The sequence below is a fragment of the Dechloromonas sp. TW-R-39-2 genome (genome assembly GCF_016864195.1).
In the GTDB taxonomy this organism is placed as follows: domain Bacteria; phylum Pseudomonadota; class Gammaproteobacteria; order Burkholderiales; family Rhodocyclaceae; genus Azonexus.
Window position 1 is genome coordinate 3,093,010 of the sequence record NZ_CP045202.1, and the last position, 25,105, is coordinate 3,118,114.

Here is a 25,105-nt window from a genome sequence, read left to right on the forward strand (position 1 = left end):
TCACAGAAAAGGAAATGACACTTTTAGAAGAAAGGAAGCAGCCACCGAGTAAGACGGGGTAACTTTCGAAGAGCCATAACGTCGTCATGGCTCGCCAATGTCACAACAGAAAAAAATTCCATTTCGAAATTTTTCAATCCCTTGAACGTAAAACCCTATGGAATAATCGCCCCTCAGTCACCCAGTACACAACACCAAGTGCGACACAAAACCCTCTATTGCAAATTTACCAACCTAACGTTGCTTGCCTACATCGGCATTTCAGGCTGCTCAATTCATCACGACTACTCTTGGGAAGAGCACCGAATAGATGCAGCTGCTCTTAATTTGCCAGCACTCACATCAAAGTCACAAAACAGATCAATACGAGTTACATCAGGCAAAACGGACAACACAAAAATCACCGTAAGCCACACAGCGCAAACAGCCCACTACTGGGACTCTTCTTTGCAATACATTTCCGACAAGCTTGTTACTCAAATAACAAATGAATTACAAAGAAGAAATTACACAACAGAGAGTGTAAGCAAGTGGGCTGAAGTGAGAGTGGTAGATTACGACTTACACAATCAAGTCAATGGGAACTACCACTACTTATCAACTATCGAGGTTAGATTAGGTAACGGGAAAATCATAAATGTTGACTCCCGCATAATCGGACACAATTACAGACCAGCAACAGCAGTTGATTACGTTATAGCTCAAGCGGCAGTAGATATTCTGAACAACAATGAGCTTTTGTCTTATCTAAATAACGAGTAAGCATCATACAGGGGACGGCTGCAACTTATTCAATGCCGCCGCCGTCGCCATAGTGGCAGCCGCCTGCCTCTGAGCAGATAGTGCAAGCTTCATGAGCCCTACCGCCTGCTCATGCCTCTCACCTTCTGCCCGTTGCATCAATTTAACGGCCATCACGGAAAGCCACTGTGATTGGCCTAACAAACTCTCCCGAACAAATCCGAGATCACCCACCGCCAACTGCGCGGCCGCATATTTAGAAGCCAGCGCAAGAGATTGAACAGTATCACCGTCACCATAGCTCTCAACGGCAACAGCGCCAGCCCAAAACGCTGAAGGGTTTGACAATAGCGCCCCCAGCTCTGCGCCACTGGGTCTGGCAGCCACACCTTGTCCTGACCTCATATTTGCCGCTCTAGCTGCCAACCTAGCACCAGCACTCAACGCTGTAGCAGCCTGTTGCTGCACATCAACCAATTCGTTGCGATTCATTGCCACTTCCTCAAATCACGAGGGAGGGAGGGGGCTGATTCCTATGGCTATAGAAAAATAGCCTCCCCCTACCACCACTCAAACTCTCTTTAGATTCACAGGGGCTCCCCTATCCCTGACTACAGCAAACAACGGTCTGTAGCGGTCTAACGGGCTATCTACTAGTGAATTCCCCCTCCCTGCCCTTTTTGGGTAAAACCCTCAAAATGGCGACCCAGTCAGCGTTACAAGCTAGGGAGGGGGGCATCCCTATTTTTCTGCGTTTGCCTCCCTGCCCCTTTCCTGAATTTCACATGGTGAAACGACCATGCCAACACCATCAGTCACAGTCACCGTCAGGGCTCCCTTTTGTTGCGCTTTGCACTCCTCATTGGGGATTCTGCAGGGCCAATGTCGCGGCCATGAATCTGGCGCAGCGCCTCAAGGCGTTCGGGCTTCAATGACCATACGTAATTGCTGACTTTAGTTTTCCACCACCCCGCCTCGATCAAGCCAGCAGTCACGCGACTCCAATTTGAGTCATCGATTCTGATTCTTTGCTGTTTGTCGTCGTCATGGGGAGTGCCACCCTTAGCACCTGCATACTGGCTCAGCCATTCAATGATTTGATTACGGCTGAACCTGTCCCACGGCAAAGCCTCCGCAAGCTCACCGGCCTTGTTTGTATATGAGAGACGACCACACACCAAAGCGTCAGCAACGTCAGCGGCAACCTCCCCAAAAAATGTCCCACCAACTCGCTTGGCCTGCTCACGTTCTGCCATTCTCATCAAACGTTGGTCACGCGGGTCATTGTCATCAAACCACCAACGCTCACCTGCTTTGTACCTCACCACAGCCTCAGCCAAAATCATCGGGGCATCCCGGCGCAGTCGAGCAATATCAATCTGCCCCACCTTCACCGGCCAGAAGCGGCGATTACCCGTGGGATCAGAGAGATACTGATCGTCATTGGTTGTACAGATGAAAACGCACGAGCGCGGCCAGTCTCTCTCCAATTTGTCCCACGGCTGACGGTAGGGGTCACATTGCTTGGTAGCGAATGTTTTCAACTCATTGCGATCACTTCGACTCATGCCACTAAGCTCACCCCACTCGACGATCCATCGTCCACGCAATGCAATGTAGTCATCTTTGCTACCGGCCAAATGAAACGCCTCTCTGAAGTACTCAGCGCCGATCACCTCAGCAATGACACGCGCTGCCGATGATTTCATTGCACCTTGCGCCCCTTCCAGCACCAAGAGAGTGTCAACCTTGCATCCGGGGTTAAAAGCTCGTGCAATAGCAGAGATAAGAAACTTGCTACCGATAGCGGCTACATATTCGCTAATGTCGCCGTCGTGGTCATGCCTCACCACCGCATTGCAGCAATCCCTCAGCCAAGCATCAAGACGGGGGATACCATCCCACTGTGATTCGAGGGTGTTAAGACAATCCAGCACTGGGTTCACCCGAACGGACCGGGCGAAAGCAAAGACCGCAGCACCTGTCTGATCCTTATTCAGCGACAACCCCCATTGACGCGCAATCCACCGACAGAAGGCGTCGAGCATGTCATCGTCAATACGGCCAATATGATTAGGGGCAGTCCTGTCCTGAAGAACACCTGACAGGGGGCGGTTACAAATGGCGTAGCCGGAAAACTCATCAAAGTGCATTGCTCCGATCAGACGCTTATCACGCAGAAGCAATTCACATGCAACCCAAGCATCAGAGCGAATTTTGCCGTTTGACGTAAGAAGATCGTCAATACCACCAACGAGGAACTCAGCGCCCTGCCTCTTCAGCTTCGATCTATCCGCTTTAGATTTTTGCTCTTCACTTTTTCTCTCAGACTGATCAGCATCGTAGCTACGCCCTTGACGCTCCAATGCTTCATGGATTGTCCGTTGTCCATACGTTTCAGCCCCTCGCATCTCGTCCCATTTCGGACGAATCAGACCAGAGCCACGCATAACTGCATCAATAACAACAGGGTCACGGCTGAAATAGGCGATATGACAAGACAAAGCAAGGTCTGCACTTGAATGGTCGCCGCTATGGTCGGTCGTATCCCCATCAAGCAAGCGCGTAACCTTCCCTTGTTGGTTGTGCCGTTTCAACAGCGCCAGCACCTCAGCCACCGAACGTTGCACGATGGGAATGTCATCGTCACGGACTATCGATTTAGGTGCGGCAACCTTTTCCCACCACTGCGACAGGAAAGCAACAAGGCCTGCCTGATTCTCGACAACCTCATACGGGCCGCCCTGCTCCCGCTTCCAAGCAGGCCATACGACCCCGGTCATTGTCAGGTAGCGTGTCGTCTTGTAGTCGTAAATTTCGCCAATACTGATTTTCTGCTTGTAACCAGTGGGAAGCTTTCCTCGGATGAATTGGCGCAACCCTTTACCACTAGGACTCAGTTCAACATATCCTTTCAGTTTAACGAATGCCTCAACAAGCTCCCGATGCTCAGCATTGGGGCGGCCATCAGCACCGATGCAGTCATCAAGATCAATGCCGACGAAACCGACAAGACTACTCATCAGCACGCCGACACCATCATAACCACCGGACTCATACAGATTGCGTGCCTCACCAAAGGTCAGCCAACTATCCGGGTCATCAACGCTGATAGCCTTCCCGCTCCCGTTGTGTGGCAACTTCCCGACCTTCTCTTGACCATCGCGCCAGACGCCACACCACACACCCCACTGTGATCTGAGTCCAGCAATCGGGGTCTTCTGGATAACATCGCAATCAACCAAAACAGCAGAATAACCGTCTGCCGTTTTACTGCTTTTCATTTCAACGGACATAGCAATTCCTTTCCCGGCTATAATATCCGGGCTATTTGGAGCGGCCACAACCGCTCCGTTGTACTCAGGGATTTATTTAAGCCGACAGATCAGAGTCGGCTTTTCTTTTTTCTGCTTGACCCTTGTCGTAATTCGCTTTATTTGACTCAAGCTGAATCAGACAGTCTTGCAGCGACTCGATACTCATTCCGATAAGCACTTTTGCCATTTGGTAACAACGATCATTACTAACAATCGTTACCAATGAATCAACGCGTATAAATGCCCAAGTCATTGCAAACAGCAGCTTCAAGAATGCGAGAATTCTCACAGTTGAAAACTCTGCTGTATAAGGAATATCGTAGAAGAATGCCAATGCCAGATCAGAAATCTTGCTATTTGGGTTACTCGGCTTGGCAATACCTGCAACTGCGCAAGCCATCTCAACTACATCGCTTTTGATCTGAGCAGCATCTTTACCCTGCCCCCACCCGGCTAGGCGCTTCTTCTCTTCGTCGTCAAGGTAGCTCATCACGCCCCCCCCTGAACACGGGATTGAATCCACGCCTGCACATCACTCTCGCGCCATGCAACGCGACGTTCAGTTATACGAACGGGGGCGGGGAAGGTTCCAGCGCGAACACCACGGTATATCGTGGCGCGGCTGCATGAGGTCACTTGCGTAACACTTTTTTGCTGCAAAAATTTATCGGTTGCCATATGGCCTCCTGAATTAGGAGGGCCGTTAATCGACACATGCGACAACGAACCCAGTTAGAGGGATTCCATTGCGTAAGCCATTATCGATGTCAGTGTCTTTGTCATTCGCGGGAGGCAATTAGCTATCACCTCCGACCTTCTGTTTTAGTGGTCTAAAACATGCTCAAAAATTTCTTGAGGCACTCATTATCTCGTTAATCCTCATAATATTGCAAGCGTTTTTTTAATGCGCCATTCCGACACACGCTCAAGGATAAAATCCGATGGTGATTGATGCTTATCAGCAAGCGAATAGCACGCATCATATAACTCAGTAGGCTCATCTAATCTAGAATGAGCAGCCCACCAAAATTGGAACTCATACACATCACGCGATAGATAATCATTTAAACCACTCTCACATCCAAACTCTTCTTTATAGCCATCTGTATCACTATATACAGCCTCATACAAAGTGAGATCAGATGCTTCATGTATTTCACCAAAAACATTTAGACCAACAAGATAGGCCCACGAAACACATTCAGCACTTACTAGCCCTTTGCAATAGTCAGCCCAAATACTAGTTATACAAATAACCTGTCCGCTCTCTGGTTGAATCATCGGTTTATTCATAACCCCCCCAACTCAAGCAGTCCTATTAATCACAACAACATTGTCAGCACCTGACTCCAGTACAGCCAACTTCGCGCACCACATCTCTAGCGCCCTGCGACGTTCGTCCAAGTAGTCATGCTGATCATAGATCGCAATCAAGCCGCCTAAAGAGTGGTTCAAACAACGTTCTGCCACTGTGACCGGCACACCTAAAACGCTGAAATGACTTCTAGCACTTGATCTGAGGTCATGGGGCGTAAACGGCCTAACCTTCCCAGCCAAGCCATCGCACAAGCGATGCAGCATTTCATTTATCGTTTGCTGCCTCATGTGGTCATCGCTTTCCTTGCCCTTCATCTTTTTCAAGATAGGCAGCACAAAGCGAGAATTACCAGACATTACCTGTAGCTCTGCAAAATACCCCGCCACCACGTCAGGCAACGGCACGACAAACTCACGGTCAGACTTCCGACCATCACCGGGGGGAATGGTCCAAGTCTTTGCGGTGAAGTCGATATGTGACCACTCAGCCAGCATCAGCGCCTGAATACGTACAGCAGTTGATAGAAGGATTCTGACGGTCAGTTCATTGATGCGGCCATACTGAGCCAGAGTGGGCAACACTGCCTTTAACTCCACATCGGACAGCATTACGCGATCTCTCACCCCCTTCGCACCTTGACCGGCGATAGCGGCAACGGAAATCCCAGCGCAAGGATCTCCGGCAAGAATATGCTTACTCAGCCCGTGAGCCAGCACCAACCGCGCAGCACTTAGGCAAGACTTAACCAACTTGGGGGACTTGTCGGCTACCTTCTCCAGCATCTGCACCACATCAGCGCCGGTCACATCCTTTGCAGCCAAAGACCCAATAGAAGGCAGGACATAGTCCCTGATTTTCTGGTGCCGGCTTGCAATCGTAGCGGGGGCTAGGCCAGCCAAAACCTTTGACTCATAGTCAGCAGCAAGCTGGCGAACCGTCCATGCAGATGCTGATTCACGCTTATCGATCTGCTTCTCTCTGGCTACATCGATGCCCTGCTGAACCTTTACACGATCCTCTGCAGCAATCTCACGAGCCATCTTCAGGGAAACATCGGGGAACCTGCCGATGGTCTTTTCCTTCTGCTTGCCAGCTAAGCGATAGCGAAGCACCCATGCAGCCGTGCCGCCTTTAGACAAGGTAAATGTCAGGCCATCGCCATCGCTTTTTGCAATGGGCTCACCAGCCTTCACCCAGTGCCGTATCTGAACATCTGTCAGCAGTCCCACGCCATCCCCCAATGAGTAGCCAAACACCACGCAGCTACTCAACCACCATGTAGCCACACACCTAGCTACACACATTAGGTGATCTCTCGTGAACCGTCAAGAAACACTAGGCAACAAAAAAGCCCCTATTTACGGGGCTTTTGACGTTATTCAATGGAGAGAAGAAGCACTAAGAACAACTACGAAACGCCACCGTAAATTTCCTTAGGGTCTTTCAAAACCGGATCAACGGGAACCCAGCGATTCCCCTGCAACTCATTGAAAAAGCAGCTTTCCCGGCCGGTATGACAAGCAATGCCACCGACCTGTTCAATTTCCAGCAACAATACATCACCGTCACAATCGGTGCGAATCGAGGCAACCTTCTGAAAGTGCCCGGATTCCTCGCCTTTGCGCCACAGGCGTTTACGGGAGCGCGACCAGTATACCGCGTTGCCGGACTTGACCGTTTCCTGCAACGAATCGCGATTCATGTAGGCAAACATCACAACACGCCCGTGTTCATCCTGAGCGATCGCCGGAATCATGCCATCGGCGTCCCACTTGAGGGCGGCCAGCCAGTCGAGATTGTTGTCGAGATCGCTCACAGCCGGACTTCGATACCGCGCGAAGCCATGTATTCCTTGGCCTGGCGCACAGTGTATTCGCCAAAGTGGAAGATCGAGGCGGCGAGGACGGCATCGGCCCGGCCCTCCGAAACGCCATCGGCCAGATGCTGGAGATTGCCGACACCGCCGGAGGCGATGACCGGAATACTCACTGCGTCAGAAACTGCACGGGTCAAAGCCAGGTCGAAACCGTTCTTGGTGCCGTCGCGATCCATGCTGGTCAGCAGGATTTCACCCGCCCCCAGAGCCGCAACCTTTTTAGCCCATTCGATGACATCGAGACCGGTATTGTTGCGACCGCCATGGGTAAACACATTCCACTGGCCCGGCGCTGTCTGCTTGGCATCAATCGCCACGACGATGCACTGCGAACCGACCTTGCTTGAGGCATTAAAGACCAGGTCCGGGTCGTTGACCGCAGCAGTATTCATCGAAACCTTGTCGGCTCCGGCATTGAGCAGGCGACGGACATCTTCAACCTTGCGCACGCCACCACCGACGGTCAGCGGAATGAAAACCTGCTCGGCGCAGGCTTCGACGATGTGCAGAATGATGTCGCGCTGATCCGATGAAGCGGTGATGTCGAGAAAAGTGACTTCGTCGGCACCCTGCTCGTTATAGCGACGAGCGATTTCGATCGGGTCTCCGGCATCGCGCAGACCGACAAAATTGGTTCCCTTGACGACGCGGCCAGCCGTGACATCAAGACAGGGAATGATCCGTTTGGCCAGCATCAGGCGCCCAGCTCGTCAGCCAGGCTTTGCGCGGCCTTGAAGTCGAGCGAACCGTCATACACGGCACGACCGGCAATGGTGCCAACCACACCTTCGCGCTCAACGGCACACAGCGCCCGGATGTCATCGAGATTGGACAGGCCGCCGGAAGCGATGACCGGAATGGTCAGCGCCTGGGCCAGACGAACGGTTGCTTCGATATTCAGGCCGGACAACATACCGTCGCGCCCGATGTCGGTATAGATGATCGACTCGACGCCGTAATCCTCGTACTTCTTGCCGAGATCGACGACATCGTGGCCGGTCAGCTTGGACCAGCCATCGGTTGCCACCTTGCCATCCTTGGCATCGAGGCCAACGATGATGTGGCCCGGGAAGGCAGTGCAGGCATCGTGCAGGAAACCGGGATTCTTGACCGCGGCCGTACCGATGATGACGTAAGTCAGACCACCGTCGAGACAGGCTTCGATGGTATCGAGATCGCGAATGCCGCCGCCGAGCTGGACGGGAATGTCGTCACCGACTTCGGCCAGGATCGCCTTGATGGCTGCCGCATTTTTCGGCTTGCCGGCAAAAGCACCGTTCAGGTCGACCAGATGCAGGCGCCGAGCGCCTTGGGCAACCCAGTGACGTGCCATTTCGGCGGGACTATCGGAGAAAACAGTGGCTTGTTCCATCAGGCCCTGTTTCAGACGGACACATTGGCCGTCCTTCAGATCAATGGCGGGAATAATCAGCATGGGATATCAGGTGATGTGAAAGTTCGAGAAGGCGCTCAGGGGCGCCATTCGACAAAATTCTTCAAAAGCTGCAAGCCATCGCGGGCGCTTTTTTCAGGGTGAAATTGAACCGCAAAGATATTATCCCGGCCCACTGCACAGGTAAAGGGGATGCCGTAGTCGCAAGTTCCCGTGGTCAGGACCGGATCGACGTGCTGCACGCAGTAGCTGTGCACGAAATAAAAGCGCGAGCGGTCGGCGATCCCGGACCACAGCGCATGCGGCGTCTGGCTGACTTTGTTCCAGCCCATGTGTGGCACCTTGAGGCGAGCACCGTCGCGGTCGACCATCTTCTCGGCAGGAAAACGCTTGACCTCACCGGGGAAGATGCCGAGCCCAGCCACATCGCCCTCTTCGCTGTGTTCGAAGAGCATCTGCTCACCGACGCAAATACCGAGGAAAGGCTTGTCTTGAGCGGCTTGCAGGACGGCACCGCGCAAGCCGCGCGCTTCGAGTTCGCGCATGCAGTCGGGCATCGCGCCCTGGCCGGGGAAGACCACGCGTTCAGCCGTGGCCACGACAGCCGGATCAGCCGTCACGATAACCGGCTTGCCGCCGGCGACGTGCTCAAGGGCTTTCGACACGGAACGCAGATTGCCCATGCCATAGTCGATGACAACGATGCTCACAGCGAGCCTTTCGTCGATGGCATCAAGCCGGCCATGCGCTCATCCGGCGCGACCGCCATGCGCAGCGCCCGACCGAAAGCCTTGAAGATGGTTTCTGCCTGATGGTGTGCGTTCTTGCCGCGCAGATTGTCGATATGCAGCGTCATGCCGGCGTGGTTAACCAGGCCGTGGAAAAACTCGCTGAACAGATCGACATCGAAGGTACCGATCACGGCACGCGTGAAATCAACATGCATTTCCAGCCCCGGACGACCGGAAAGATCGATCACGACACGCGACAATGCTTCATCAAGCGGTACGTAGCTATGGCCGTAGCGGGTCAGGCCCTTCTTGTCGCCCCAGGCCTTGGCCAGCGCCTGGCCCAGCGTGATGCCGAGATCCTCAACGGTGTGATGCGCATCGATATGCAGATCGCCAACCGCCTTGACGTCGAGATCGATCATCCCGTGACGGGCAATCTGGTCCAGCATGTGATCGAGAAAGGGAACGCCGGTGGCAAATTTGCCCTGACCGGTGCCATCGAGATCGAGACGCACGGTAATCTGCGTCTCCAGCGTGTTACGGGTAATTTCGGCTTGCCGCATGGGTAAAGGCTGGAAAAGGCTTTTGAATGGAGGGCCATGATACCATTTCGCCCACCTTTTAAGCCTTCCGTGAAAACCCCATGAGTCGTTTCTGGAGCCAGGTCGTCCGCGACCTCACCCCCTACGTGCCGGGCGAACAGCCCAAGATCGCCAACCTGATCAAGCTGAACACCAACGAGAACCCCTATCCGCCCTCTCCACGGGCGCTGGCGGCGATTCAGGCCGAGCTCGACGGCGATGCGGCACGCCTGCGTCTTTACCCGGACCCGAACGCCGACCTGCTCAAGGCAGCCATCGCCAAGACACACGGCATCGCGCCGCAGCAAGTTTTTGTCGGCAATGGTTCGGATGAAGTTTTGGCACATGTCTTCATGGCCCTGCTCAAGCACGAGCAGGCCATTCTCTTTCCGGACATCACCTACAGCTTTTACCCGGTGTACTGTGGCCTTTATGGCATCGAGTATCAAACCGTGGCGCTGGCCGAGGATTTCACGATCAATCCGGACGATTACCGCGGTCGACCGAACGGCGGGATCATTTTCCCCAACCCCAACGCACCGACCGGCTGCCTGCTGGCGCTCGATGCAATTGAAGCAATGCTCAAGGCCAATCCGGACTCCGTCGTGGTGGTCGATGAGGCCTATGTCGATTTTGGCGGCGAAAGCGCCATCCCGCTGATCAATCGCTACGACAATCTGCTGGTCGTGCACACCCTCTCCAAATCACGCTCGCTGGCCGGCTTGCGCGTTGGCTTTGCGGCCGGTCATCCAGCCCTGATCGAAGCGCTGGAACGGGTCAAGAACAGTTTCAACTCCTACCCGCTCGACCGCGTTGCCATCGTCGCCGCCGTCGCCGCGATGGAAGACCGCGCTTATTTCGAGCAATGCTGCCAGGCCGTTATTGCCACCCGGGATGCGTTGACCGCAACACTCGGCAAACTCGGCTTCGACGTCCTGCCCTCCGCCGCCAACTTCATTTTTGCCCGTCACCCGCAACGCGATGCGGCAGAACTGGCCAAGGCATTGCGCGACAGGAGCATCATCGTCCGCCACTTCAAATTGCCCCGCATCGACCAATTCCTGCGCATCACCGTCGGCACGGATGCCGAATGCCAGGCACTCGGCGATGCACTGCAGCAGATCATCGGCTGAAATCCGTGAGCACCCTATGGAAACGCCCGGACGGCAGCATTGTTGCCTGCACCGAGAAAATCAAGGTCCTGCGCGAAAACCTCGAAGAGCTCCGACAAATGGCACAGGACGCCTTCGAGGATGCGCTGCTGATGGAGTGCGATGAAAGCCAGATCCGCGCCGTCTTTCAGGACGTCATCGCCCAGCTGAACAACCCGTACAACCCGCCATCCGACTGACTTTCAACGCAGCAAACAAAGCTCAGGCAAATTCATCGACATTGCCGCCCAGCGCACCGCTGGCAGCCTTGGCCGTAGCCCCCTGAGACTGACCAGCCGCTGCACCGGCGCTCGTCGTTTGGGAGGACTTGCTCTGCTCGGCGCTCTGTTGGGCAATTTTGGCTTCTAGCTGAGCGATTTGAGCCTTGATTTGCGCGACTTCCTTCGCACCCTCTTCAGTCGACGCGTTTTTCTCGGCCTGCACCAGCCGTTTCTGCAGCATCAGCAGCTGCTTCTCCAGGACCTCCAGTTGCGAGTTCCCCTTCCCTGGTGCAACAGCCTGGGTGTTGCTTGCGCTAATTGCGGTAACCATGATTTTTCAGCCCTTGTCGATATCCCGGAAAAGTCGGCCCGAAACAAATGAGCCAACAAACAATTCCCACATCCAGGTTATCGGCCAAAGTGGCCAAAACATCACGGCCAACGGGTGTAAAACACTGTAAAGACGTTCGCTTCAAACCACGCCGAGCAAACCCAGACCGGCGCCTGCCGCAATAAACCAAAGCGGATGCAACTTCAGGCGAAGGTTGGCGACGACAGTCAGCATCACCAAGCCCCAGGCAGCCCAGCCAAAACCGGCGGCCTGGGCAATCAGTGTTGCGCCAGAAAAAATCAAGCCAACCGCCAGCGGCGCGACGCCGAGGCTGATCGCCTTTTGCCAACGTGCGCCAGCAAAGCCTTCCCAGCGGTCAATCAACAAATAAATCAGGATGCTCATCGGCAGGCACATGGCCAGTGTCGCTGCCAGAGCACCGGCCAAACCGGCGATCTCCCAGCCGATCAGCGTGACGACCAGCACATTCGGTCCGGGCGCAGCCTGGGCGATGGCATAGAGATGGGTAAAGGTTGCGTCGTCCAGCCAGTGATGATTTTCGACAACAACGCGGCGCATCTCCGGCAGCAGCGCCGTTGCGCCACCGAAAGCGACACAAGACAGCAGGGCAAATTCAAGAAAAAGCTCGATCGCGAGACTCATTTTTGCCCCAGCTTCCAGTAAGCCAGCAGGCCGGATAGCAGCAAACCGCCCAACATCACACCGGGCATCGGCCAGCGCAGGCCGGCAATGGCTACCGCGGTCAACACCGTAAAAGGCAGGAAAATTATTTTATGCTTCAACGCCCCGCCCATCCGCCAGGCCATGGCAAAGAGCAAGCCGCAGCCGACTGCGGCAATGCCGCGCAACATCGACTGCGCCAGCGGAAGACTCCCGTAGCGGTCGTACAGCATGGCCAGCACCAGGACGATGGCAAACGGCCCGGCCAACAGCCCGAGCGGAGCGACAACCGCTCCGGCCAGTCCTTGATAGCGCTTGCCAACGACCACCGCCAGGTTGATCACGTTCGGCCCCGGCAAGAACTGGCACAAACCAAGCTGGGCATTGAACTCTTCGGCGCTCATCCAACGGCGCTCTTCAACCAGCATGCGCCGCGCAAAAGGCAGCACACCGCCAAAACCGGAGAGACCGACCGATGAAAATCCCAAAAAAAGCGCCCGGAGGTCCGGGCGGTTTGGGGGCATGTCAGTTGCTGCGGTCAACGGCTGAGCAAGGTCAGTTTTCGAGCCGGAACTCGGCTGATTTGGCATGTGCCGGCAGACCTTCGCCATGCGCCAGCGTCGAGGCAATGCGGCCCAGCGTTTGCGCACCGGCCGGCGAAACCTTGATCAGGCTGGTCCGCTTCTGGAAGTCATAGACCCCTAGCGGCGACGAGAAGCGTGCGCTGCCTGAAGTCGGCAACACGTGATTCGGTCCGGCACAGTAATCGCCGAGCGCCTCTGAGGTGTAGTGACCGATGAAAATGGCGCCGGCGTGATGGATCTTGGCCACCCAAGGATCAGGATCGGCCAGCGAGAGCTCCAGGTGCTCCGGCGCAACGCGATTGGCGATGGCGACCGCCTCGTCCATGTCGCGCACCAGAATAAAAGCACCGCGATTGGTCAACGAAGTTTCGATGACTTCACGACGCGGCATGGTCGGCAGCAGTTTTTCGATGCTGGCCTGTACCTGCTCGATGAACGCAGCGTCTGTGGAGATCAGGATCGACTGGGCCAGTTCGTCGTGCTCGGCCTGCGAGAACAGATCCATCGCCACCCAGTCCGGATTGCCCGAACCATCGGCAACAACAAGAATTTCGGACGGACCGGCAATCATGTCGATGCCGACAATGCCGAACACCCGGCGCTTGGCGCAGGCAACGTAGGCATTGCCCGGGCCGACGATCTTGTCGACCTGCGGAATCGTCTCCGTACCGTAGGCCAGCGCACCAACCGCTTGCGCACCACCGATGGTGAAGACGCGATCAACGCCAGCCAGACAAGCCGCCGCCAGCACCAGCGCGTTCTTTTCGCCGCCCGGCGTCGGGACAACCATGATCAGTTCTTTGACGCCCGCCACCTTGGCCGGAATCGCGTTCATCAGCACCGACGAGGGATAAGCGGCCTTGCCGCCCGGCACGTAGAGGCCGACGCGGTCGAGCGGGGTGATCATCTGGCCGAGCATCGTGCCGTCGGCTTCGGTATAGGACCAGCCTTCCAAACGCTGATTCTCGTGATAAACACGAACGCGCTGCGCCGCAGCTTCGAGCGCTTGACGCTGTTCGACAGGCAAGCCATCGAGCGCCGCCTGCATTTCAGCCCGGGACAATTCGAGATCGGCCATGCCGCTGACGGAAAGACGGTCAAAGCGGTTGCTGTACTCGACGACCGCAGCGTCGCCGCGTGCCTTCACATCGGCCAGGATGCCGATCACGGTGCGTTCGATGCCTTCATCCTGCGCCGCCTCGAAAGCCAGCAACGCATCCATTTGCGCCTTGAAATCGGCGTCGACCGTAGCAAGTCGTTTGATCGCGACCATAGGGATTACTTCTCCACCGCCTGTGCGAAGGCGTCGATAATCGGTTGCAGGGTTTCGCGCTTGACCTTGAGCGAGGCCTGATTGACCACCAGGCGCGATGAAATGCCCATGATGTCCTCGACTGCGACCAGCTTGTTGGCCTTCAGCGTGCCACCGGTCGACACCAGGTCGACAATGGCGTCGGCCAGGCCGGCCAGCGGTGCCAGCTCCATCGAGCCGTAGAGCTTGATCAGGTCGATATGAACGCCCTTGCTAGCGAAATGTTCCCGCGCCATTTTGGTGTACTTGCTCGCCACCTTGAGGCGGGCGCCCTGACGGACGGCATTTTCGTAGTCGAAACCTTCCGGCACGGCGACCATCATCCGGCACTTGGCGATATTCAGGTCGAGCGGGGCATACAAGCCTTCGCCGCCATGTTCGATCAAGACATCCTTGCCGGCCACGCCGAGGTCGGCCGCGCCATACTGGACGTAGGTCGGGACATCGGTCGCGCGCACGATGACGACGCGCACATTCGGCTTGTTCGTCTCGATGATCAGCTTGCGCGAGGTTTCCGGGTTTTCGGTCGGAACGATCCCTGCCGCAGCCAGCAGCGGCAGGGTTTCGTCAAAGATGCGGCCCTTGGAGAGGGCAATGGTGATGGTCGTCACTGGGGCTCTTGCTAAAAAGGCGAAAGCGCCATTTTAGCAGAGCCCTAGAGATAGCCGAGGTGGCGCGGTAGCCAAAGTGCCAAATCAGGGACAAATGTGACCAGCATCATCGTTCCGGCCATGGCAGCAACCATCCACAGGACCCAGGGGACGGTCGACTCCATCGACACACCGGCCATCCGGCAAGTCACCATCAGATTCACCCCAAGCGGCGGATGGAACTGACCCAGCGCCATGTTCATCGTGATGATCACGCCAAACCAGACCAGATCCCAATTGAAATGAATGGCGATCGGAATGAGCAGCGGCAGGAAGATGAAATAGATTGAAATCGCATCGAGGAACATCCCGGCAATCAGCAAAAGCAGCTGAATGCTGAGCAACATCGGCACTTCCGACAAACCGGTACCGAGCAAGGCGGCGGCCAGATGATCGAATGTCCCGAGCGTATTGCTCGCCCAGGCAAAAACACTGGCCAGCGCAACGACGGTCAGAATCACCGAAGAAATTTCGGCCGACTCGACTAGCACCTGGTAGACCTCTTTCCAGGTCAGCGTCCGGTAAATCACCATGCCGACCAGCAAGCCATAGAACACGGCAACCACCGCCGCCTCGGTCGGCGTAAAGAAGCCACTGCGCATGCCGCCCAGGATGATGACCGGCGCCAGCAAGCCCCAGCCAGCTTCTTTCAGACTTTGCCAGAAGGGCGGGCGTGGCTCGGCTGGTTCAGCCTCGAAATTATTTTTAACCGACAACCACCAGGCAACCAGAATCAGCGTCAAGCCGGACAAAATACCGGGAATCATCCCCGCGGCAAACAAGGCCGGAACGGAAGCCTGCGGCACCAGCAAACTGTAGATAACGAAAGCAATCGATGGCGGAATCAGGATATCCGTCGACCCCGCCGCCGCAATCACGCCGGCGGTAAAGGAACGTGGATAACCAGCCTTGAGCATCGACGGCAGCATCACGGCCCCAACGGCTGCCGAATCGGCCGGCCCGGAACCGGAAATCCCGCCAAGAATCATTGCCACCAGAATCGCCACAATCGCCAGACTGCCCCGCCGCTGACCAACCAGGGCCGATGCAAAACGGACAATGGTCGCCGCCACCCCGGCCTTTTCAAAGATCAGGCCAGCGATCACGAAGACCGGAATCGCCATCAGCGGGTATTTCGCAATGCCGGTATACACATTGGTTGGCAAGGACATCATGCCCAGGCCCGACAGACCGACCACCGCCGTCCCGGCTAGCCCCATGGCCACCGCCAGCGGCACACCGGAAAGCATCAGGACGACAAAGATGCCGAAAAGTATCCAGTCCATCATTGACCTCCCCGCCGCAGCACGGCAAGCAGGCGCAATACGATAACGATCGACAGGATCGGCAGCCAGACTGTGTAAATCCACTGCGGCACGCCAAGCGACGGAGAGGTCACCTCGAAATCGAAATCATCCCAGGCCATGAAAACGCCATACCAGGCCAGCAAACCGAACATGACCAACGAACACAGTGCAGCAAAGCCCCGGATGAAGCGCTGAAACTGGGGTTTGCGGTCGACGAAGAAAGTGATCGCAATATGGTGATTGGTCGCAAATGCATGCGAAGCACCGATCAAAGTCATGACCACCATCAGCGCGACGGATATTTCCTCGGTAAAGGCAAAGGAAATATCCGTGAAATAGCGCACCAACACGTTGGCCATCGTCAACAGGCATAACAGCCCCATCGACGCGGCCATCAGAAAACGCTCGACCGACTCGAGCGTCAATTTGCCGCCGGAAGCGGCGGCATCATTATTTTCGTTCATCAGTCTCTCAACGCTTGGCGATAGCCGATTCAGCCTTCTTGACCAGATCGGCACCGATGGTTTTCGACCACTTGTCGTACACCGGACGGGTTGCCTGGACAAATGCGGCCCGTTGCTCGCTAGTCGGATGAGTCACCGTCACGCCCTGCGCCTCAATCTGCTTGAGCACCGCGTTATCGCTACCGGCAATTCCCTTGCGGGCTTTTTCGACATTCTCGCGCGCAGCCTGCAATGCAGCCTGCCGCACCGCTTCACGGTCAGCCGGCGTCCAGCTTGCCCAAACCTGCTTATTCACGACAAAAATCAGCGGATCAGCGACGTAGTGCCAAAGCGTCAAATATTTCTGCCCCACGGTCGACAAGCGTGCAGCGACAAAAACGGAAAGCGGGTTTTCCTGGCCGTCGACCGCGCCGGAAGCCAGGGCCGGCTGAGCATCGGCCCAGCTCATCTGGGTTGGATTGGCCCCCAGCGCTGAAAACGTTTCGTTATAGAGCGGCGAACCAACAACACGGAACTTCATCCCCTTCATATCAGCGGGAGAAGCAATCGGGCGCTTCGAATTGGACATTTCACGGAAGCCGTTTTCGCCCCAGGCCAGCGGGACAACCTCACGCTTTTCAAGCACGGCAAACAGATCCTTGCCGACATCGCCCTGCGTCAAGGCATCGATCGCCTTGTAGTCAGGCATCAGAAAAGGTAGCGAGAACAGGTTCAGCTCCTTGACCTGTGGCGACCAGTTGATCGTGGAGCCGATCGACATATCGATCACTCCTTGGCGTATCGCGGTGAATTCACGCGTCTGATCCCCCCCCACCAGCGAGTTACCGGAATAAAGCTTGATATTGATACGACCCTGGGTTTTTTCCTTGACCAGCTCGATCCAGCGCTCGCCGGCCTGCCCCCAGGTAAAAGCCGTCCCCAGCGTTGTGGAAAGGCGGTATTCGGCACGATAACTCTGCGCCTGAGCGGCGCCGCTGAGCAGCACACACGCTGCGGCAATGGCGGTCATGAAGTTTCTGCGTTGCATTGTTGTCTCCTTGCTGTGGGGTGAAGCAAGGATTATCGGTGCCAGCCATGCCATGCGCAATAAAAAGCACCATGCGTAAACGCAAAAAAGCCCGGCGAACCGGGCTTTTTACTAGCTTGCGCTATCGCTTGGCTTATTCCACCGGGCGAATGTTGGCAGCTTGCTTGCCCTTCGGGCCGGTAACGATGTCGAACGTTACCTTTTGGTTCTCGGCCAGGCTCTTGAAGCCATTGCCTTGAATTGCGGAGAAGTGAGCGAACAGGTCTTCGCCGCCTTCAGACGGGGAGATGAAGCCGAAGCCTTTAGCGTCGTTGAACCACTTAACGGTACCATTTGCCATTTTTAGCATCCTTGGTAAAAAATATACAAGTGGGTAACGAATTACCCGGGAAATACGAGATCAAGACCGAGGAGCTGGCAAACCGAAAAGCTGGCAACTAAAAGCTGCTAGCCGGGTACGGCGTAGGCACAAAACACTGCCTGGAAATCCCGAAGCTCGGAGTATGGGGCCGTCTTGCGAATAATGCAAAGGTATTTTGCCCAACGGGAGCGGTCGACCGGGGAAACCCGGTCGATTCAGCGCAGAAACAACAGCTCAATGCACCCGCTTTACGCTGGCGCCAAGCTTGGCAAGCTTCTCTTCGATTCGTTCATAGCCGCGATCCAGGTGATAGATGCGATCAATCAACGTTTCTCCACGCGCTACCAGCCCGGCAATGACCAAAGAAGCCGAAGCCCGCAGGTCAGTCGCCATAACTGTCGCACCCTCAAGGTGACTCACACCGCGGACCAAAGCATTGCTGCCGTCGATCTGAATATCCGCCCCCAGACGCATCAGTTCGCTGACGTGCATGAAGCGGTTTTCGAAAATGGTTTCGCGAATGGTCGCCACACCTTCGGCAACACAATTGATTGCCATGAACTGCGCCTGCATGTCGGTCGGAAAAGCCGGGTACGGCGCTGTGCGCAGGCTGACAGCCTTGAGCCGCTGCGGCGCGACAAGACGGATTGCATCGCGCTCGACGGTGATGTCACAACCGGCATCCATCAGCTTGTCGACCACGGAATCAAGGTAGGCGGCAGAGGTTTTGACAAGACGGATATCGCCCCCTGTTGCTGCCGCCGCACAAAGATAGGTCCCGGTCTCAATCCGGTCCGGCATGATGGCGTGAGTCGCCCCATGCAGCTTTTCAACGCCCTGAATGCGGATGATATCGGTACCGGCGCCTGAAATCCGGGCGCCCATGCTGATCAGACAGTTGGCCAGATCGACCACTTCCGGCTCGCGGGCGGCATTTTCGATGATCGTTTCGCCGTCAGCGAGGCACGCGGCCATCATCAGATTCTCGGTCCCCGTCACAGTCACCATGTCGGTACAGATACGCGCCCCCTTGAGGCGGGTTGCCTTGGCGTGCACATAGCCCTGCTCGACCTTGATTTCGGCCCCCATGGCCTGCAGTCCCTTGATGTGCTGGTCGACCGGACGGGCGCCAATGGCGCAACCACCCGGCAAGGAAACCCGTGCCTCGCCGCAACGGGCAACCAACGGGCCGAGCACGAGGATGGATGCACGCATCGTTTTGACCATCTCGTACGAAGCGACCGGATTATTCAATCCCCCACCATTCAGCACGATGCCGTCAATACCATCCATCGTCACACCAACACCCATTTCCCCCAGCAGACGAAGCATGGTCGAAATATCGTTGAGATGCGGCACATTGGTCAGGTGCAGCGGCTCGGCAGTCAACAGCGAGGCACAAAGAATGGGGAGCGCAGCATTTTTGGCCCCGGAGATGGCAACTTCGCCAGAGAGGGCTTTACCGCCCTGAATCAATAACTTATCCACGCTGTACGCTCCATTCTTCGGGGGTCAGTATTTTAGTAAAGGAAAGTGCGTGCAACTCACCGCTCGCAAGCTCACCCTTGAGCGTTTGGTAAACCCGCTGCTGACGCTGAACACGATTTTTGCCGACAAACTCAGCACTCACCACGACTGCGTAGAAATGCTGCCCATCGCCTTCGACAGTAAGGTACTCACAAGCCATTCCGGCGAGGATGAGTTGTTTGATCTGTTCAGGATGCATATTTTTAAGCTCTAAGTTTCCAGCCACGCTTGAGCAGGTTCAACGTCAAAAACGTGACTGCAGCAAAACTGGCTACGACGACTGCGAGACTGGTTTCGGGCGCCACATCGGAGACGCCAAAAAACCCGTAACGAAAGCCGTCAATCATGTAAAAAACGGGATTGTAATGCGACACACGCAGCCAGAATGTAGGCAATGTGTAAATCGAGTAGAAGACACCTGAAAGCATGGTCAGCGGCATGATCAGAAAATTCTGGAAGGCAGCCAGCTGATCGAATTTTTCCGACCAGATGCCGGCAATCATGCCCAACGCACCAAACAAGGCACCGCCAAAGACAGCAAATGCAAGAATCCAGAAGGGGGCCACAACTTTCAACTCGGCAAACCAGATCGTTGCCAGCAAGACCCCCAGACCAACCATCAAGCCACGAAGCAATGCGGCAAGAACATAAGCCCCGAAAAAGGCACCATAAGGAATCGGCGGCAGCAGGACAAAGACGATCGAGCCCGTGATTTTTGCCTGAATCAGACTGGAAGATGAATTGGCAAAGGCATTTTGCAATATCTGCATCATGACGAGACCAGGCACCAGGAAAGTTGTATAGCGGACGCCATGCACGAGTACATGCTCATCAAGGACATGCCCAAAGATCAGCAGGTAGAGCAGCGCCGTCAGCACAGGCGCGCCGACGGTCTGGAAGGCAACCTTCCAGAAACGGAGCAATTCCTTGTAGAAAAGCGTCCAGAAACCGATCACTGATTCATCGTCCGGACAAAAACATCTTCCAGCGTTCCACCTGGATGGGCTGCCATCAAGTTGGCCGTGCTATCGAGCGCAATGAGTCGCCCCTGTTTCATCAGGGCCAGCCGGCCGCAAAGGGCTTCGGCCTCTTCAAGATAGTGGGTCGTCAAAATAATGGTGTGACCTTCGTTATTCAAGCGACGAACGAATTGCCACAAGCCCTGACGCAATTCAACATCAACGCCTGCGGTCGGCTCATCAAGCACGATGACTGGCGGTTTATGCACCAGCGCCTGCGCAACCAGCACACGGCGCTTCATGCCACCCGACAGACGACGCATATTCACATCTGCCTTGCCCGTCAAATCAAGGTTTTCGAGAATCTCATCGATCCAGTCATCATTTTTTCGAATACCGAAATAGCCTGACTGGATTTTGAGCGTTTCACGCACACTGAAAAAGGGATCAAACACCAACTCCTGCGGCACAACGCCCAACATGCCGCGCGCCAGACGAAAGTCGTCAATGACATCATGCCCAAGCACCTTGATGGTGCCGGAGTCAGGCCGGACAAGACCGGCCAAAGAAGAGATCAGGGTTGTTTTTCCCGCACCGTTCGGGCCAAGCAGGCCAAAAAACTCCCCTTGCGCGATGTCGAGCGAAATCCCGTCCAGCGCCTTCAGGGAGCCAAAATGCTTAACGACATCAGTAAAGGAAACTGCAGCGGTCACAGCAACGCCCTCAAGCGAGGGGCAGCAGTTCGGCAACGCCGTACAGCTCCGCCAGCGAACGAACTCCGGCCGGAATATTGGCAAATCGAACGGTCGACCGCGACAATTCAGCCGCCCGCAACCAGCCGAGCATAACGGCTAAAGCCGACGAATCCGCTTCCCTCACTTCGGCAAAGTCGAAAACATCTTCCCCGGCCTGCAAAGCAGAACGGCCTGCTTCAAGCAGGCCGCGCGCATTGGCCATGACAAGGGGCACCTTGACCACAAGGCGCCCGGCCTGACGTTCGATCATTTCTTATCCGCCTTGCCCTGGCCGGACTCCAAGGATTTGTTTTTGGCTGAAATCGTCGAAATCAAACCATCCAGTCCGCCATTGCGTACTTCTTGAGCGAACTGATCGCGGTAGTTCGTCACCAGACTGATCCCAGCCACCGTCATGTCGTAAACTTTCCAGCCGGCATCGAGCTTTTCCAGACTGTAGTCAATCTGAACGGGTTTACTACCCGGCTGAAGCACTTCGGTCCGAACCAGAACATCGGTCTCGCCAGCAGCCATTTTGAATGGCTTGTAGACCAGCTTCTGGTTTTTATAGCCAGTCAGTGCATTGGCATAGGTACGCACCAGCAGGGTCTTGAATTCTGCCGCCAACTGCTGCTGCTGCTGGGCATTGGCTTTTTTCCAGTCCTTGCCAACAGCCAGGGCTGTCATGTGCAGAAAATTGAAATGCGGCAATACCTTTTTCTCGACGAGGTCGATTACCTTCTGGGTGTTGCCGTTCTGGATATCCTTGTCGGACCGGATAATCTCGAGGACTTCAGACGAGACTTGCTGGACCAGCACATCGGGAGCCTCCTGCGCCAGGACGGAGGTCGCAAAAAACACGGAGGCAACAAAAGCAAAAACTTTTTTCATGGTGTTCACAATGGAGAATCAATCTTCCAGGCGCGGCGGGCGGCCATCAAAAATCTGGTTGCGGCGACGTTGCAGGTAAGCTTCACGAATATAGGCATATTTATCCAGAGCCGCCTCATCGATGACTTTATCTGCAGGCAAAAGGCTGGCACGGATATCAACGAAACGAGCCGCCACCATGCTGTTGCGCGAGGCAATCGGACGAACCCGCCATACCGGATCAGCATAAGAGTCGATGCCCCAGCCAGCAGTATCACGCACCGTACGGGGGCCGAGAATTGGCCAAAACAGGTAACCGCCATCACCAACGCCCCAAACAGCCAGCGTCTGTCCGGCATCTTCATCGTGCTTTTCCAGGCCAAGCTCGCTGGCAACATCAAACAAGCCGAAGATACCTACCGTCGAATTGATCAGCAGACGGCTGACATCAATGCCGGCATCGCCAAACTTGCCTTGCAGGGCGCTATTGACGCCAATCCACAAGTCCGCGGTATTGCCAAAGAAATTACCGAGCCCAGCCTTGACCGGCAAGGGAACAGCCTTGTCGTAAACCTGAGCAACGGGCTTGGCAGCGTATTTATCAACCGCTTCGTTCACAGAGAACATCGTGCGGTTAAATCCTTCATACGGATCACGCGGATTAGCTTCAGCCGCCACCTCGGCAGACAAAATCAAAGCGAGAGCGGCACCCGCCATCAGCTTGCCGACCCCACGAGCACTTAATGCCTTGAGCATCACCGTCATTTTTTATCCTGTCCGTCTGCTGCCTTGCTGAATAGAAATTGGCTAATCAATTTTTCAAGTACCACGGCCGACTGTGTTTTCTTGATTGTATCGCCCGCCTGCAACATTTTTTCGTCACCGCCAACATCAAACCCGATGTACTGCTCGCCGAGCAGGCCTGCGGTATAAATCGAGGCAAACGTATCCTTGGGAAACTGATAGCGGCCACCAATTTCCATCGTCACGACCGCTTCGTAAGTCGCTGGATCAAAACGTATATCGGAAATGCGCCCGACCAGCACGCCGGCACTTTTAACCGGGCCACGCACTTTCAGGCCGCCAATATTATCAAACTTGGCTTGGAGGACGTAGGTTTCCGACAAGTGCGAGGAGGACAAATTGCCGACCTTCAAAGCCAGGAACATGAGCGCGACAATACCAATAGCGACAAAAAAACCGACCCAGAGGTCTAGTACGGTACGTTTCATTAAGCTCCCCGGAACATGAACGAAGTGAGTACGAAATCGAGCGCCAGAATGGTCAGGGCGGAAGTCACCACAGTACGGGTGATTGCCCGGGAAACCCCTTCGGCGGTCGGCACGGAATCGTAACCTTCGAAAACGGCAATCAGCGAAACCGCGATGCCAAAAACAAAACTCTTGATGACGCCATTGAGCACGTCATAACGCCAATCGACACCAGACTGCATCTGCGACCAGAAAGCGCCATCGTCGACACCGATGAACACTACGCCAATCAGCCAGCCCCCCAGCACCCCCATGGCAGAAAACAGGGCAGCCAGCAACGGCATGGAAATCACGCCGCCCCAAAACCGAGGAGCCACAACGCGCGCAATCGGATTGACCGCCATCATGTCCATTGCCTTGAGTTGCTCGGTCGCTTTCATCAAGCCGATCTCGGCCGTGACGGAAGAGCCGGCCCGCGAAGCAAACAGCAAGCCGGCGACAACCGGGCCAAGCTCACGCGTCAAGGACAGTGCTACCAGAACACCAAGCGCTTCCGTTGAACCATAGCGCTGCAAGGTTTCATACCCCTGCAAACCCAGCACCAAGCCGACGAACAACCCGGAAACCATGATGATCAGCAGAGACAGCACCCCGCTGAAATAAATTTCCCGCAGGGTCAGCGGCAGACGCAAAAAAGAGGCCCCGGAGTAGCGCAGGATGGCAACGAAAAAGCGCGCGGCAAAACCAAGTCGCCAGATGCGCTCAATAACAGCATGCCCCAGCTTGCGGAAAGGAAGCAGCAAATCAGGCATGCTTCACCCCGCGCAGAAATTCATGGCGAACAGCTGGCGCCGGGTAATCGAAGTGGACAGGCCCATCAACTTCGGCATGCACGAACTGATGAACAAATGGATCCTGCGAGGCACGAATTTGATCAGGCGTCCCTTCGGCAACAATCTGCCCACCTGAAACAAAGTAAATATAATCAACGATCTGAAGCGACTCCTGAACATCGTGAGTCACCATGATCGAGGTCGCGCCGAGCGCGTCATTCAGCTTCCGGATCAATTGCCCGATGACACCCAGCGCAATGGGGTCCAGGCCGGTAAAGGGCTCGTCGTACATGACCAGCATCGGGTCGAGCGCAACCGCCCGGGCCAAGGCAACACGCCGGGCCATCCCCCCGGAAAGCTCGCCGGGCATCAGCTTATGAGCCCCGCGCAGCCCGACGGCCTCAAGCTTCATCAACACTAGATCGCGAATCATTTCGTCCGACAAATCCGTGTGCTCGCGCAACGGAAAAGCCACGTTGTCGAACACGGACATATCGGTAAACAGGGCCCCGAACTGGAAAAGCATCCCCATGCGGCGGCGCAACCCATAAAGCTCTTTTTGAGTCATTTCGCAAACACGATTGTGTTCGAGAAGAACACGGCCGCCGGTCGGCTTCAACTGCCCGCCAATACACTGCAAAAGCGTGGTTTTGCCACAACCGGACCCGCCCATGATGGCGACGACCTTGCCGCGAGGAATCTTCATGTTGATTCCCTGCAGGATGGGCCGACCATCATAGTCGAAGCGTAGGTCTTCTATATCGACCAGGATGTCGTTGGACAAAACGGGGTCCCTTGAAAAAAGTCGTACGATTTTACCAGATTAGCTCCCCGCTCAGCCGGCTGCTGCTGCAATTGCCAACTTTTCCATTTGGAATGTTGCGCCCACGCCAGCACAGCCAAGTCACCCGAAACGGCAGCCAAG

General features: G+C 55.5%; 32 protein-coding genes and 1 pseudogene. 3 read left to right on the plus strand and 30 right to left on the minus strand.

Features of this window, described 5'->3' with window-relative positions:
* The first annotated feature begins 240 nt into the window (after positions 1-240).
* Positions 241-762: a hypothetical protein gene (locus GBK02_RS14960; RefSeq protein ID WP_203467406.1), complete on the plus strand. Its 522-nt coding sequence runs from the start codon at positions 241-243 to the stop codon at positions 760-762.
* A 3-nt stretch (positions 763-765) separates the two neighbouring features.
* Here GBK02_RS14960 and GBK02_RS14965 read toward each other — a convergent pair whose 3' ends face one another.
* The 11 genes from GBK02_RS14965 to hisB form a co-directional block, all read right to left on the minus strand.
* Complete coding sequence (locus tag GBK02_RS14965) at positions 766-1,233, minus strand: hypothetical protein (protein ID WP_203467407.1); 468 nt, start codon at positions 1,231-1,233, stop codon at positions 766-768.
* 335 nt (positions 1,234-1,568) lie between these two features.
* The gene (locus GBK02_RS14970) at positions 1,569-4,037 is read right to left on the minus strand and encodes a VapE domain-containing protein (RefSeq protein WP_203467408.1); all 2,469 of its coding nucleotides are present in this window, start codon (positions 4,035-4,037) and stop codon (positions 1,569-1,571) included.
* 76 nt (positions 4,038-4,113) lie between these two features.
* Positions 4,114-4,548, minus strand: a complete 435-nt coding sequence (locus GBK02_RS14975) for a hypothetical protein (RefSeq protein WP_203467409.1) — start codon at positions 4,546-4,548, stop codon at positions 4,114-4,116.
* Positions 4,548-4,736: an AlpA family transcriptional regulator gene (locus GBK02_RS17080; RefSeq protein ID WP_203467410.1), complete on the minus strand. Its 189-nt coding sequence runs from the start codon at positions 4,734-4,736 to the stop codon at positions 4,548-4,550. Before GBK02_RS17080 ends, GBK02_RS14975 begins: the two co-directional genes overlap by 1 nt.
* A 201-nt stretch (positions 4,737-4,937) precedes the next feature.
* Complete coding sequence (locus tag GBK02_RS14985) at positions 4,938-5,351, minus strand: hypothetical protein (protein WP_203467411.1); 414 nt, start codon at positions 5,349-5,351, stop codon at positions 4,938-4,940.
* A gap of 12 nt (positions 5,352-5,363) precedes the next feature.
* Positions 5,364-6,605 (minus strand): site-specific integrase, encoded by a 1,242-nt coding sequence (locus tag GBK02_RS14990; RefSeq protein WP_203467412.1) that lies wholly within the window; start codon positions 6,603-6,605, stop codon positions 5,364-5,366.
* 179 nt (positions 6,606-6,784) lie between these two features.
* Positions 6,785-7,192, minus strand: a complete 408-nt coding sequence (hisI, locus tag GBK02_RS14995) for a phosphoribosyl-AMP cyclohydrolase (RefSeq protein WP_203467413.1) — start codon at positions 7,190-7,192, stop codon at positions 6,785-6,787.
* Positions 7,189-7,950, minus strand: coding sequence for an imidazole glycerol phosphate synthase subunit HisF (gene hisF, locus GBK02_RS15000; RefSeq protein ID WP_203469431.1), 762 nt, complete (start codon positions 7,948-7,950; stop codon positions 7,189-7,191). The genes hisI and hisF overlap by 4 nt, the downstream gene beginning before the upstream one ends.
* Positions 7,947-8,687: a 1-(5-phosphoribosyl)-5-[(5-phosphoribosylamino)methylideneamino]imidazole-4-carboxamide isomerase gene (hisA, locus tag GBK02_RS15005; protein WP_203467414.1), complete on the minus strand. Its 741-nt coding sequence runs from the start codon at positions 8,685-8,687 to the stop codon at positions 7,947-7,949. The genes hisF and hisA overlap by 4 nt, the downstream gene beginning before the upstream one ends.
* A 35-nt stretch (positions 8,688-8,722) precedes the next feature.
* Positions 8,723-9,355 carry an imidazole glycerol phosphate synthase subunit HisH gene (hisH, locus tag GBK02_RS15010; RefSeq protein WP_256435909.1) on the minus strand — a complete coding sequence of 211 codons (633 nt, stop codon included), beginning with the start codon at positions 9,353-9,355 and terminating at the stop codon, positions 8,723-8,725.
* Positions 9,352-9,939, minus strand: coding sequence for an imidazoleglycerol-phosphate dehydratase HisB (hisB, locus tag GBK02_RS15015; RefSeq protein ID WP_203467415.1), 588 nt, complete (start codon positions 9,937-9,939; stop codon positions 9,352-9,354). Before hisB ends, hisH begins: the two co-directional genes overlap by 4 nt.
* Positions 9,940-10,019: 80 nt before the next feature.
* On the opposite strand from hisB, the gene hisC reads away from it, so the two are divergent.
* Both hisC and GBK02_RS15025 read left to right on the plus strand, forming a co-directional pair.
* Positions 10,020-11,090 (plus strand): histidinol-phosphate transaminase, encoded by a 1,071-nt coding sequence (gene hisC, locus GBK02_RS15020; protein WP_203467416.1) that lies wholly within the window; start codon positions 10,020-10,022, stop codon positions 11,088-11,090.
* A 5-nt stretch (positions 11,091-11,095) separates the two neighbouring features.
* On the plus strand, positions 11,096-11,308 hold the full coding sequence (locus tag GBK02_RS15025; protein ID WP_203467417.1) for a hypothetical protein: 213 nt from the start codon (positions 11,096-11,098) through the stop codon (positions 11,306-11,308).
* 22 nt (positions 11,309-11,330) lie between these two features.
* Here the strand turns inward: GBK02_RS15025 and GBK02_RS15030 are convergent, their stop codons facing one another.
* From GBK02_RS15030 to GBK02_RS15120, 19 genes and pseudogenes are all read right to left on the minus strand, one after another.
* Positions 11,331-11,660: a FlxA-like family protein gene (locus GBK02_RS15030; protein ID WP_203467418.1), complete on the minus strand. Its 330-nt coding sequence runs from the start codon at positions 11,658-11,660 to the stop codon at positions 11,331-11,333.
* Positions 11,661-11,801: 141 nt separating this feature from the next.
* Positions 11,802-12,323 (minus strand): chromate transporter, encoded by a 522-nt coding sequence (locus tag GBK02_RS15035; RefSeq protein WP_203467419.1) that lies wholly within the window; start codon positions 12,321-12,323, stop codon positions 11,802-11,804.
* The gene (locus GBK02_RS15040) at positions 12,320-12,865 is read right to left on the minus strand and encodes a chromate transporter (protein WP_203467420.1); all 546 of its coding nucleotides are present in this window, start codon (positions 12,863-12,865) and stop codon (positions 12,320-12,322) included. The genes GBK02_RS15035 and GBK02_RS15040 overlap by 4 nt, the downstream gene beginning before the upstream one ends.
* A 31-nt stretch (positions 12,866-12,896) precedes the next feature.
* Positions 12,897-14,198, minus strand: a complete 1,302-nt coding sequence (hisD, locus tag GBK02_RS15045) for a histidinol dehydrogenase (protein ID WP_203467421.1) — start codon at positions 14,196-14,198, stop codon at positions 12,897-12,899.
* A gap of 5 nt (positions 14,199-14,203) precedes the next feature.
* Entirely contained in the window at positions 14,204-14,848 is a 645-nt protein-coding gene (gene hisG / locus GBK02_RS15050) for an ATP phosphoribosyltransferase (RefSeq protein ID WP_203467422.1), read from the minus strand.
* 44 nt (positions 14,849-14,892) lie between these two features.
* Complete coding sequence (locus tag GBK02_RS15055) at positions 14,893-16,176, minus strand: TRAP transporter large permease (RefSeq protein WP_203467423.1); 1,284 nt, start codon at positions 16,174-16,176, stop codon at positions 14,893-14,895.
* The gene (locus tag GBK02_RS15060) at positions 16,173-16,658 is read right to left on the minus strand and encodes a TRAP transporter small permease (protein ID WP_203467424.1); all 486 of its coding nucleotides are present in this window, start codon (positions 16,656-16,658) and stop codon (positions 16,173-16,175) included. Before GBK02_RS15060 ends, GBK02_RS15055 begins: the two co-directional genes overlap by 4 nt.
* Positions 16,659-16,665: 7 nt before the next feature.
* On the minus strand, positions 16,666-17,685 hold the full coding sequence (locus tag GBK02_RS15065; RefSeq protein WP_203467425.1) for a DctP family TRAP transporter solute-binding subunit: 1,020 nt from the start codon (positions 17,683-17,685) through the stop codon (positions 16,666-16,668).
* A 133-nt stretch (positions 17,686-17,818) separates the two neighbouring features.
* On the minus strand, positions 17,819-18,025 hold the full coding sequence (locus GBK02_RS15070; protein WP_203467426.1) for a cold-shock protein: 207 nt from the start codon (positions 18,023-18,025) through the stop codon (positions 17,819-17,821).
* Positions 18,026-18,280: 255 nt separating this feature from the next.
* Entirely contained in the window at positions 18,281-19,534 is a 1,254-nt protein-coding gene (gene murA, locus GBK02_RS15075) for a UDP-N-acetylglucosamine 1-carboxyvinyltransferase (RefSeq protein WP_203467427.1), read from the minus strand.
* Positions 19,527-19,772 (minus strand): BolA family protein, encoded by a 246-nt coding sequence (locus GBK02_RS15080; protein ID WP_203467428.1) that lies wholly within the window; start codon positions 19,770-19,772, stop codon positions 19,527-19,529. Before GBK02_RS15080 ends, murA begins: the two co-directional genes overlap by 8 nt.
* A 4-nt stretch (positions 19,773-19,776) precedes the next feature.
* The gene (locus tag GBK02_RS15085; RefSeq protein ID WP_203467429.1) at positions 19,777-20,529 is read right to left on the minus strand and encodes an ABC transporter permease; all 753 of its coding nucleotides are present in this window, start codon (positions 20,527-20,529) and stop codon (positions 19,777-19,779) included.
* Between the two features lie 53 nt (positions 20,530-20,582).
* Positions 20,583-21,245 (minus strand): annotated as a pseudogene (locus tag GBK02_RS15090) (ABC transporter ATP-binding protein); the annotation flags it as partial.
* Between the two features lie 10 nt (positions 21,246-21,255).
* Positions 21,256-21,537 (minus strand): lipid asymmetry maintenance protein MlaB, encoded by a 282-nt coding sequence (locus tag GBK02_RS15095; RefSeq protein ID WP_203467431.1) that lies wholly within the window; start codon positions 21,535-21,537, stop codon positions 21,256-21,258.
* On the minus strand, positions 21,534-22,157 hold the full coding sequence (locus tag GBK02_RS15100; RefSeq protein ID WP_203467432.1) for a phospholipid-binding protein MlaC: 624 nt from the start codon (positions 22,155-22,157) through the stop codon (positions 21,534-21,536). Before GBK02_RS15100 ends, GBK02_RS15095 begins: the two co-directional genes overlap by 4 nt.
* A gap of 18 nt (positions 22,158-22,175) precedes the next feature.
* Positions 22,176-22,901, minus strand: coding sequence for a VacJ family lipoprotein (locus GBK02_RS15105; RefSeq protein WP_203467433.1), 726 nt, complete (start codon positions 22,899-22,901; stop codon positions 22,176-22,178).
* A complete protein-coding gene (gene mlaD, locus GBK02_RS15110; protein ID WP_203467434.1) occupies positions 22,898-23,368 on the minus strand; it encodes an outer membrane lipid asymmetry maintenance protein MlaD in 471 nt (156 codons plus the stop codon). The genes GBK02_RS15105 and mlaD overlap by 4 nt, the downstream gene beginning before the upstream one ends.
* Positions 23,368-24,159 (minus strand): lipid asymmetry maintenance ABC transporter permease subunit MlaE, encoded by a 792-nt coding sequence (gene mlaE, locus GBK02_RS15115; protein ID WP_203467435.1) that lies wholly within the window; start codon positions 24,157-24,159, stop codon positions 23,368-23,370. The genes mlaD and mlaE overlap by 1 nt, the downstream gene beginning before the upstream one ends.
* The gene (locus tag GBK02_RS15120) at positions 24,152-24,964 is read right to left on the minus strand and encodes an ABC transporter ATP-binding protein (protein ID WP_203467436.1); all 813 of its coding nucleotides are present in this window, start codon (positions 24,962-24,964) and stop codon (positions 24,152-24,154) included. The genes mlaE and GBK02_RS15120 overlap by 8 nt, the downstream gene beginning before the upstream one ends.
* Positions 24,965-25,105: the final 141 nt, after the last annotated feature.

Bases quoted from the DNA above. Each gene is read 5' to 3' on its own strand.
- mlaD (WP_203467434.1), bottom strand. From the start codon at position 23,368: ATGAAACGTACCGTACTAGACCTCTGGGTCGGTTTTTTTGTCGCTATT.
- GBK02_RS15100 (WP_203467432.1), bottom strand. From the start codon at position 22,157: ATGAAAAAAGTTTTTGCTTTTGTTGCCTCCGTGTTTTTTGCGACCTCC.
- GBK02_RS15040 (WP_203467420.1), bottom strand. From the start codon at position 12,865: ATGCCCCCAAACCGCCCGGACCTCCGGGCGCTTTTTTTGGGATTTTCA.
- GBK02_RS15070 (WP_203467426.1), bottom strand. From the start codon at position 18,025: ATGGCAAATGGTACCGTTAAGTGGTTCAACGACGCTAAAGGCTTCGGC.
- GBK02_RS15030 (WP_203467418.1), bottom strand. From the start codon at position 11,660: ATGGTTACCGCAATTAGCGCAAGCAACACCCAGGCTGTTGCACCAGGG.
- GBK02_RS15035 (WP_203467419.1), bottom strand. From the start codon at position 12,323: ATGAGTCTCGCGATCGAGCTTTTTCTTGAATTTGCCCTGCTGTCTTGT.
- GBK02_RS15065 (WP_203467425.1), bottom strand. From the start codon at position 17,685: ATGCAACGCAGAAACTTCATGACCGCCATTGCCGCAGCGTGTGTGCTG.
- GBK02_RS15055 (WP_203467423.1), bottom strand. From the start codon at position 16,176: ATGATGGACTGGATACTTTTCGGCATCTTTGTCGTCCTGATGCTTTCC.
- GBK02_RS14975 (WP_203467409.1), bottom strand. From the start codon at position 4,548: ATGAGCTACCTTGACGACGAAGAGAAGAAGCGCCTAGCCGGGTGGGGG.
- GBK02_RS15095 (WP_203467431.1), bottom strand. From the start codon at position 21,537: ATGATCGAACGTCAGGCCGGGCGCCTTGTGGTCAAGGTGCCCCTTGTC.
- GBK02_RS15105 (WP_203467433.1), bottom strand. From the start codon at position 22,901: ATGACGGTGATGCTCAAGGCATTAAGTGCTCGTGGGGTCGGCAAGCTG.
- hisC (WP_203467416.1), top strand. From the start codon at position 10,020: ATGAGTCGTTTCTGGAGCCAGGTCGTCCGCGACCTCACCCCCTACGTG.
- hisD (WP_203467421.1), bottom strand. From the start codon at position 14,198: ATGGTCGCGATCAAACGACTTGCTACGGTCGACGCCGATTTCAAGGCG.
- GBK02_RS15060 (WP_203467424.1), bottom strand. From the start codon at position 16,658: ATGAACGAAAATAATGATGCCGCCGCTTCCGGCGGCAAATTGACGCTC.
- hisA (WP_203467414.1), bottom strand. From the start codon at position 8,687: ATGCTGATTATTCCCGCCATTGATCTGAAGGACGGCCAATGTGTCCGT.
- GBK02_RS17080 (WP_203467410.1), bottom strand. From the start codon at position 4,736: ATGGCAACCGATAAATTTTTGCAGCAAAAAAGTGTTACGCAAGTGACC.
- GBK02_RS14970 (WP_203467408.1), bottom strand. From the start codon at position 4,037: ATGTCCGTTGAAATGAAAAGCAGTAAAACGGCAGACGGTTATTCTGCT.
- hisB (WP_203467415.1), bottom strand. From the start codon at position 9,939: ATGCGGCAAGCCGAAATTACCCGTAACACGCTGGAGACGCAGATTACC.
- GBK02_RS14965 (WP_203467407.1), bottom strand. From the start codon at position 1,233: ATGAATCGCAACGAATTGGTTGATGTGCAGCAACAGGCTGCTACAGCG.
- GBK02_RS15080 (WP_203467428.1), bottom strand. From the start codon at position 19,772: ATGCATCCTGAACAGATCAAACAACTCATCCTCGCCGGAATGGCTTGT.
- GBK02_RS14985 (WP_203467411.1), bottom strand. From the start codon at position 5,351: ATGAATAAACCGATGATTCAACCAGAGAGCGGACAGGTTATTTGTATA.
- mlaE (WP_203467435.1), bottom strand. From the start codon at position 24,159: ATGCCTGATTTGCTGCTTCCTTTCCGCAAGCTGGGGCATGCTGTTATT.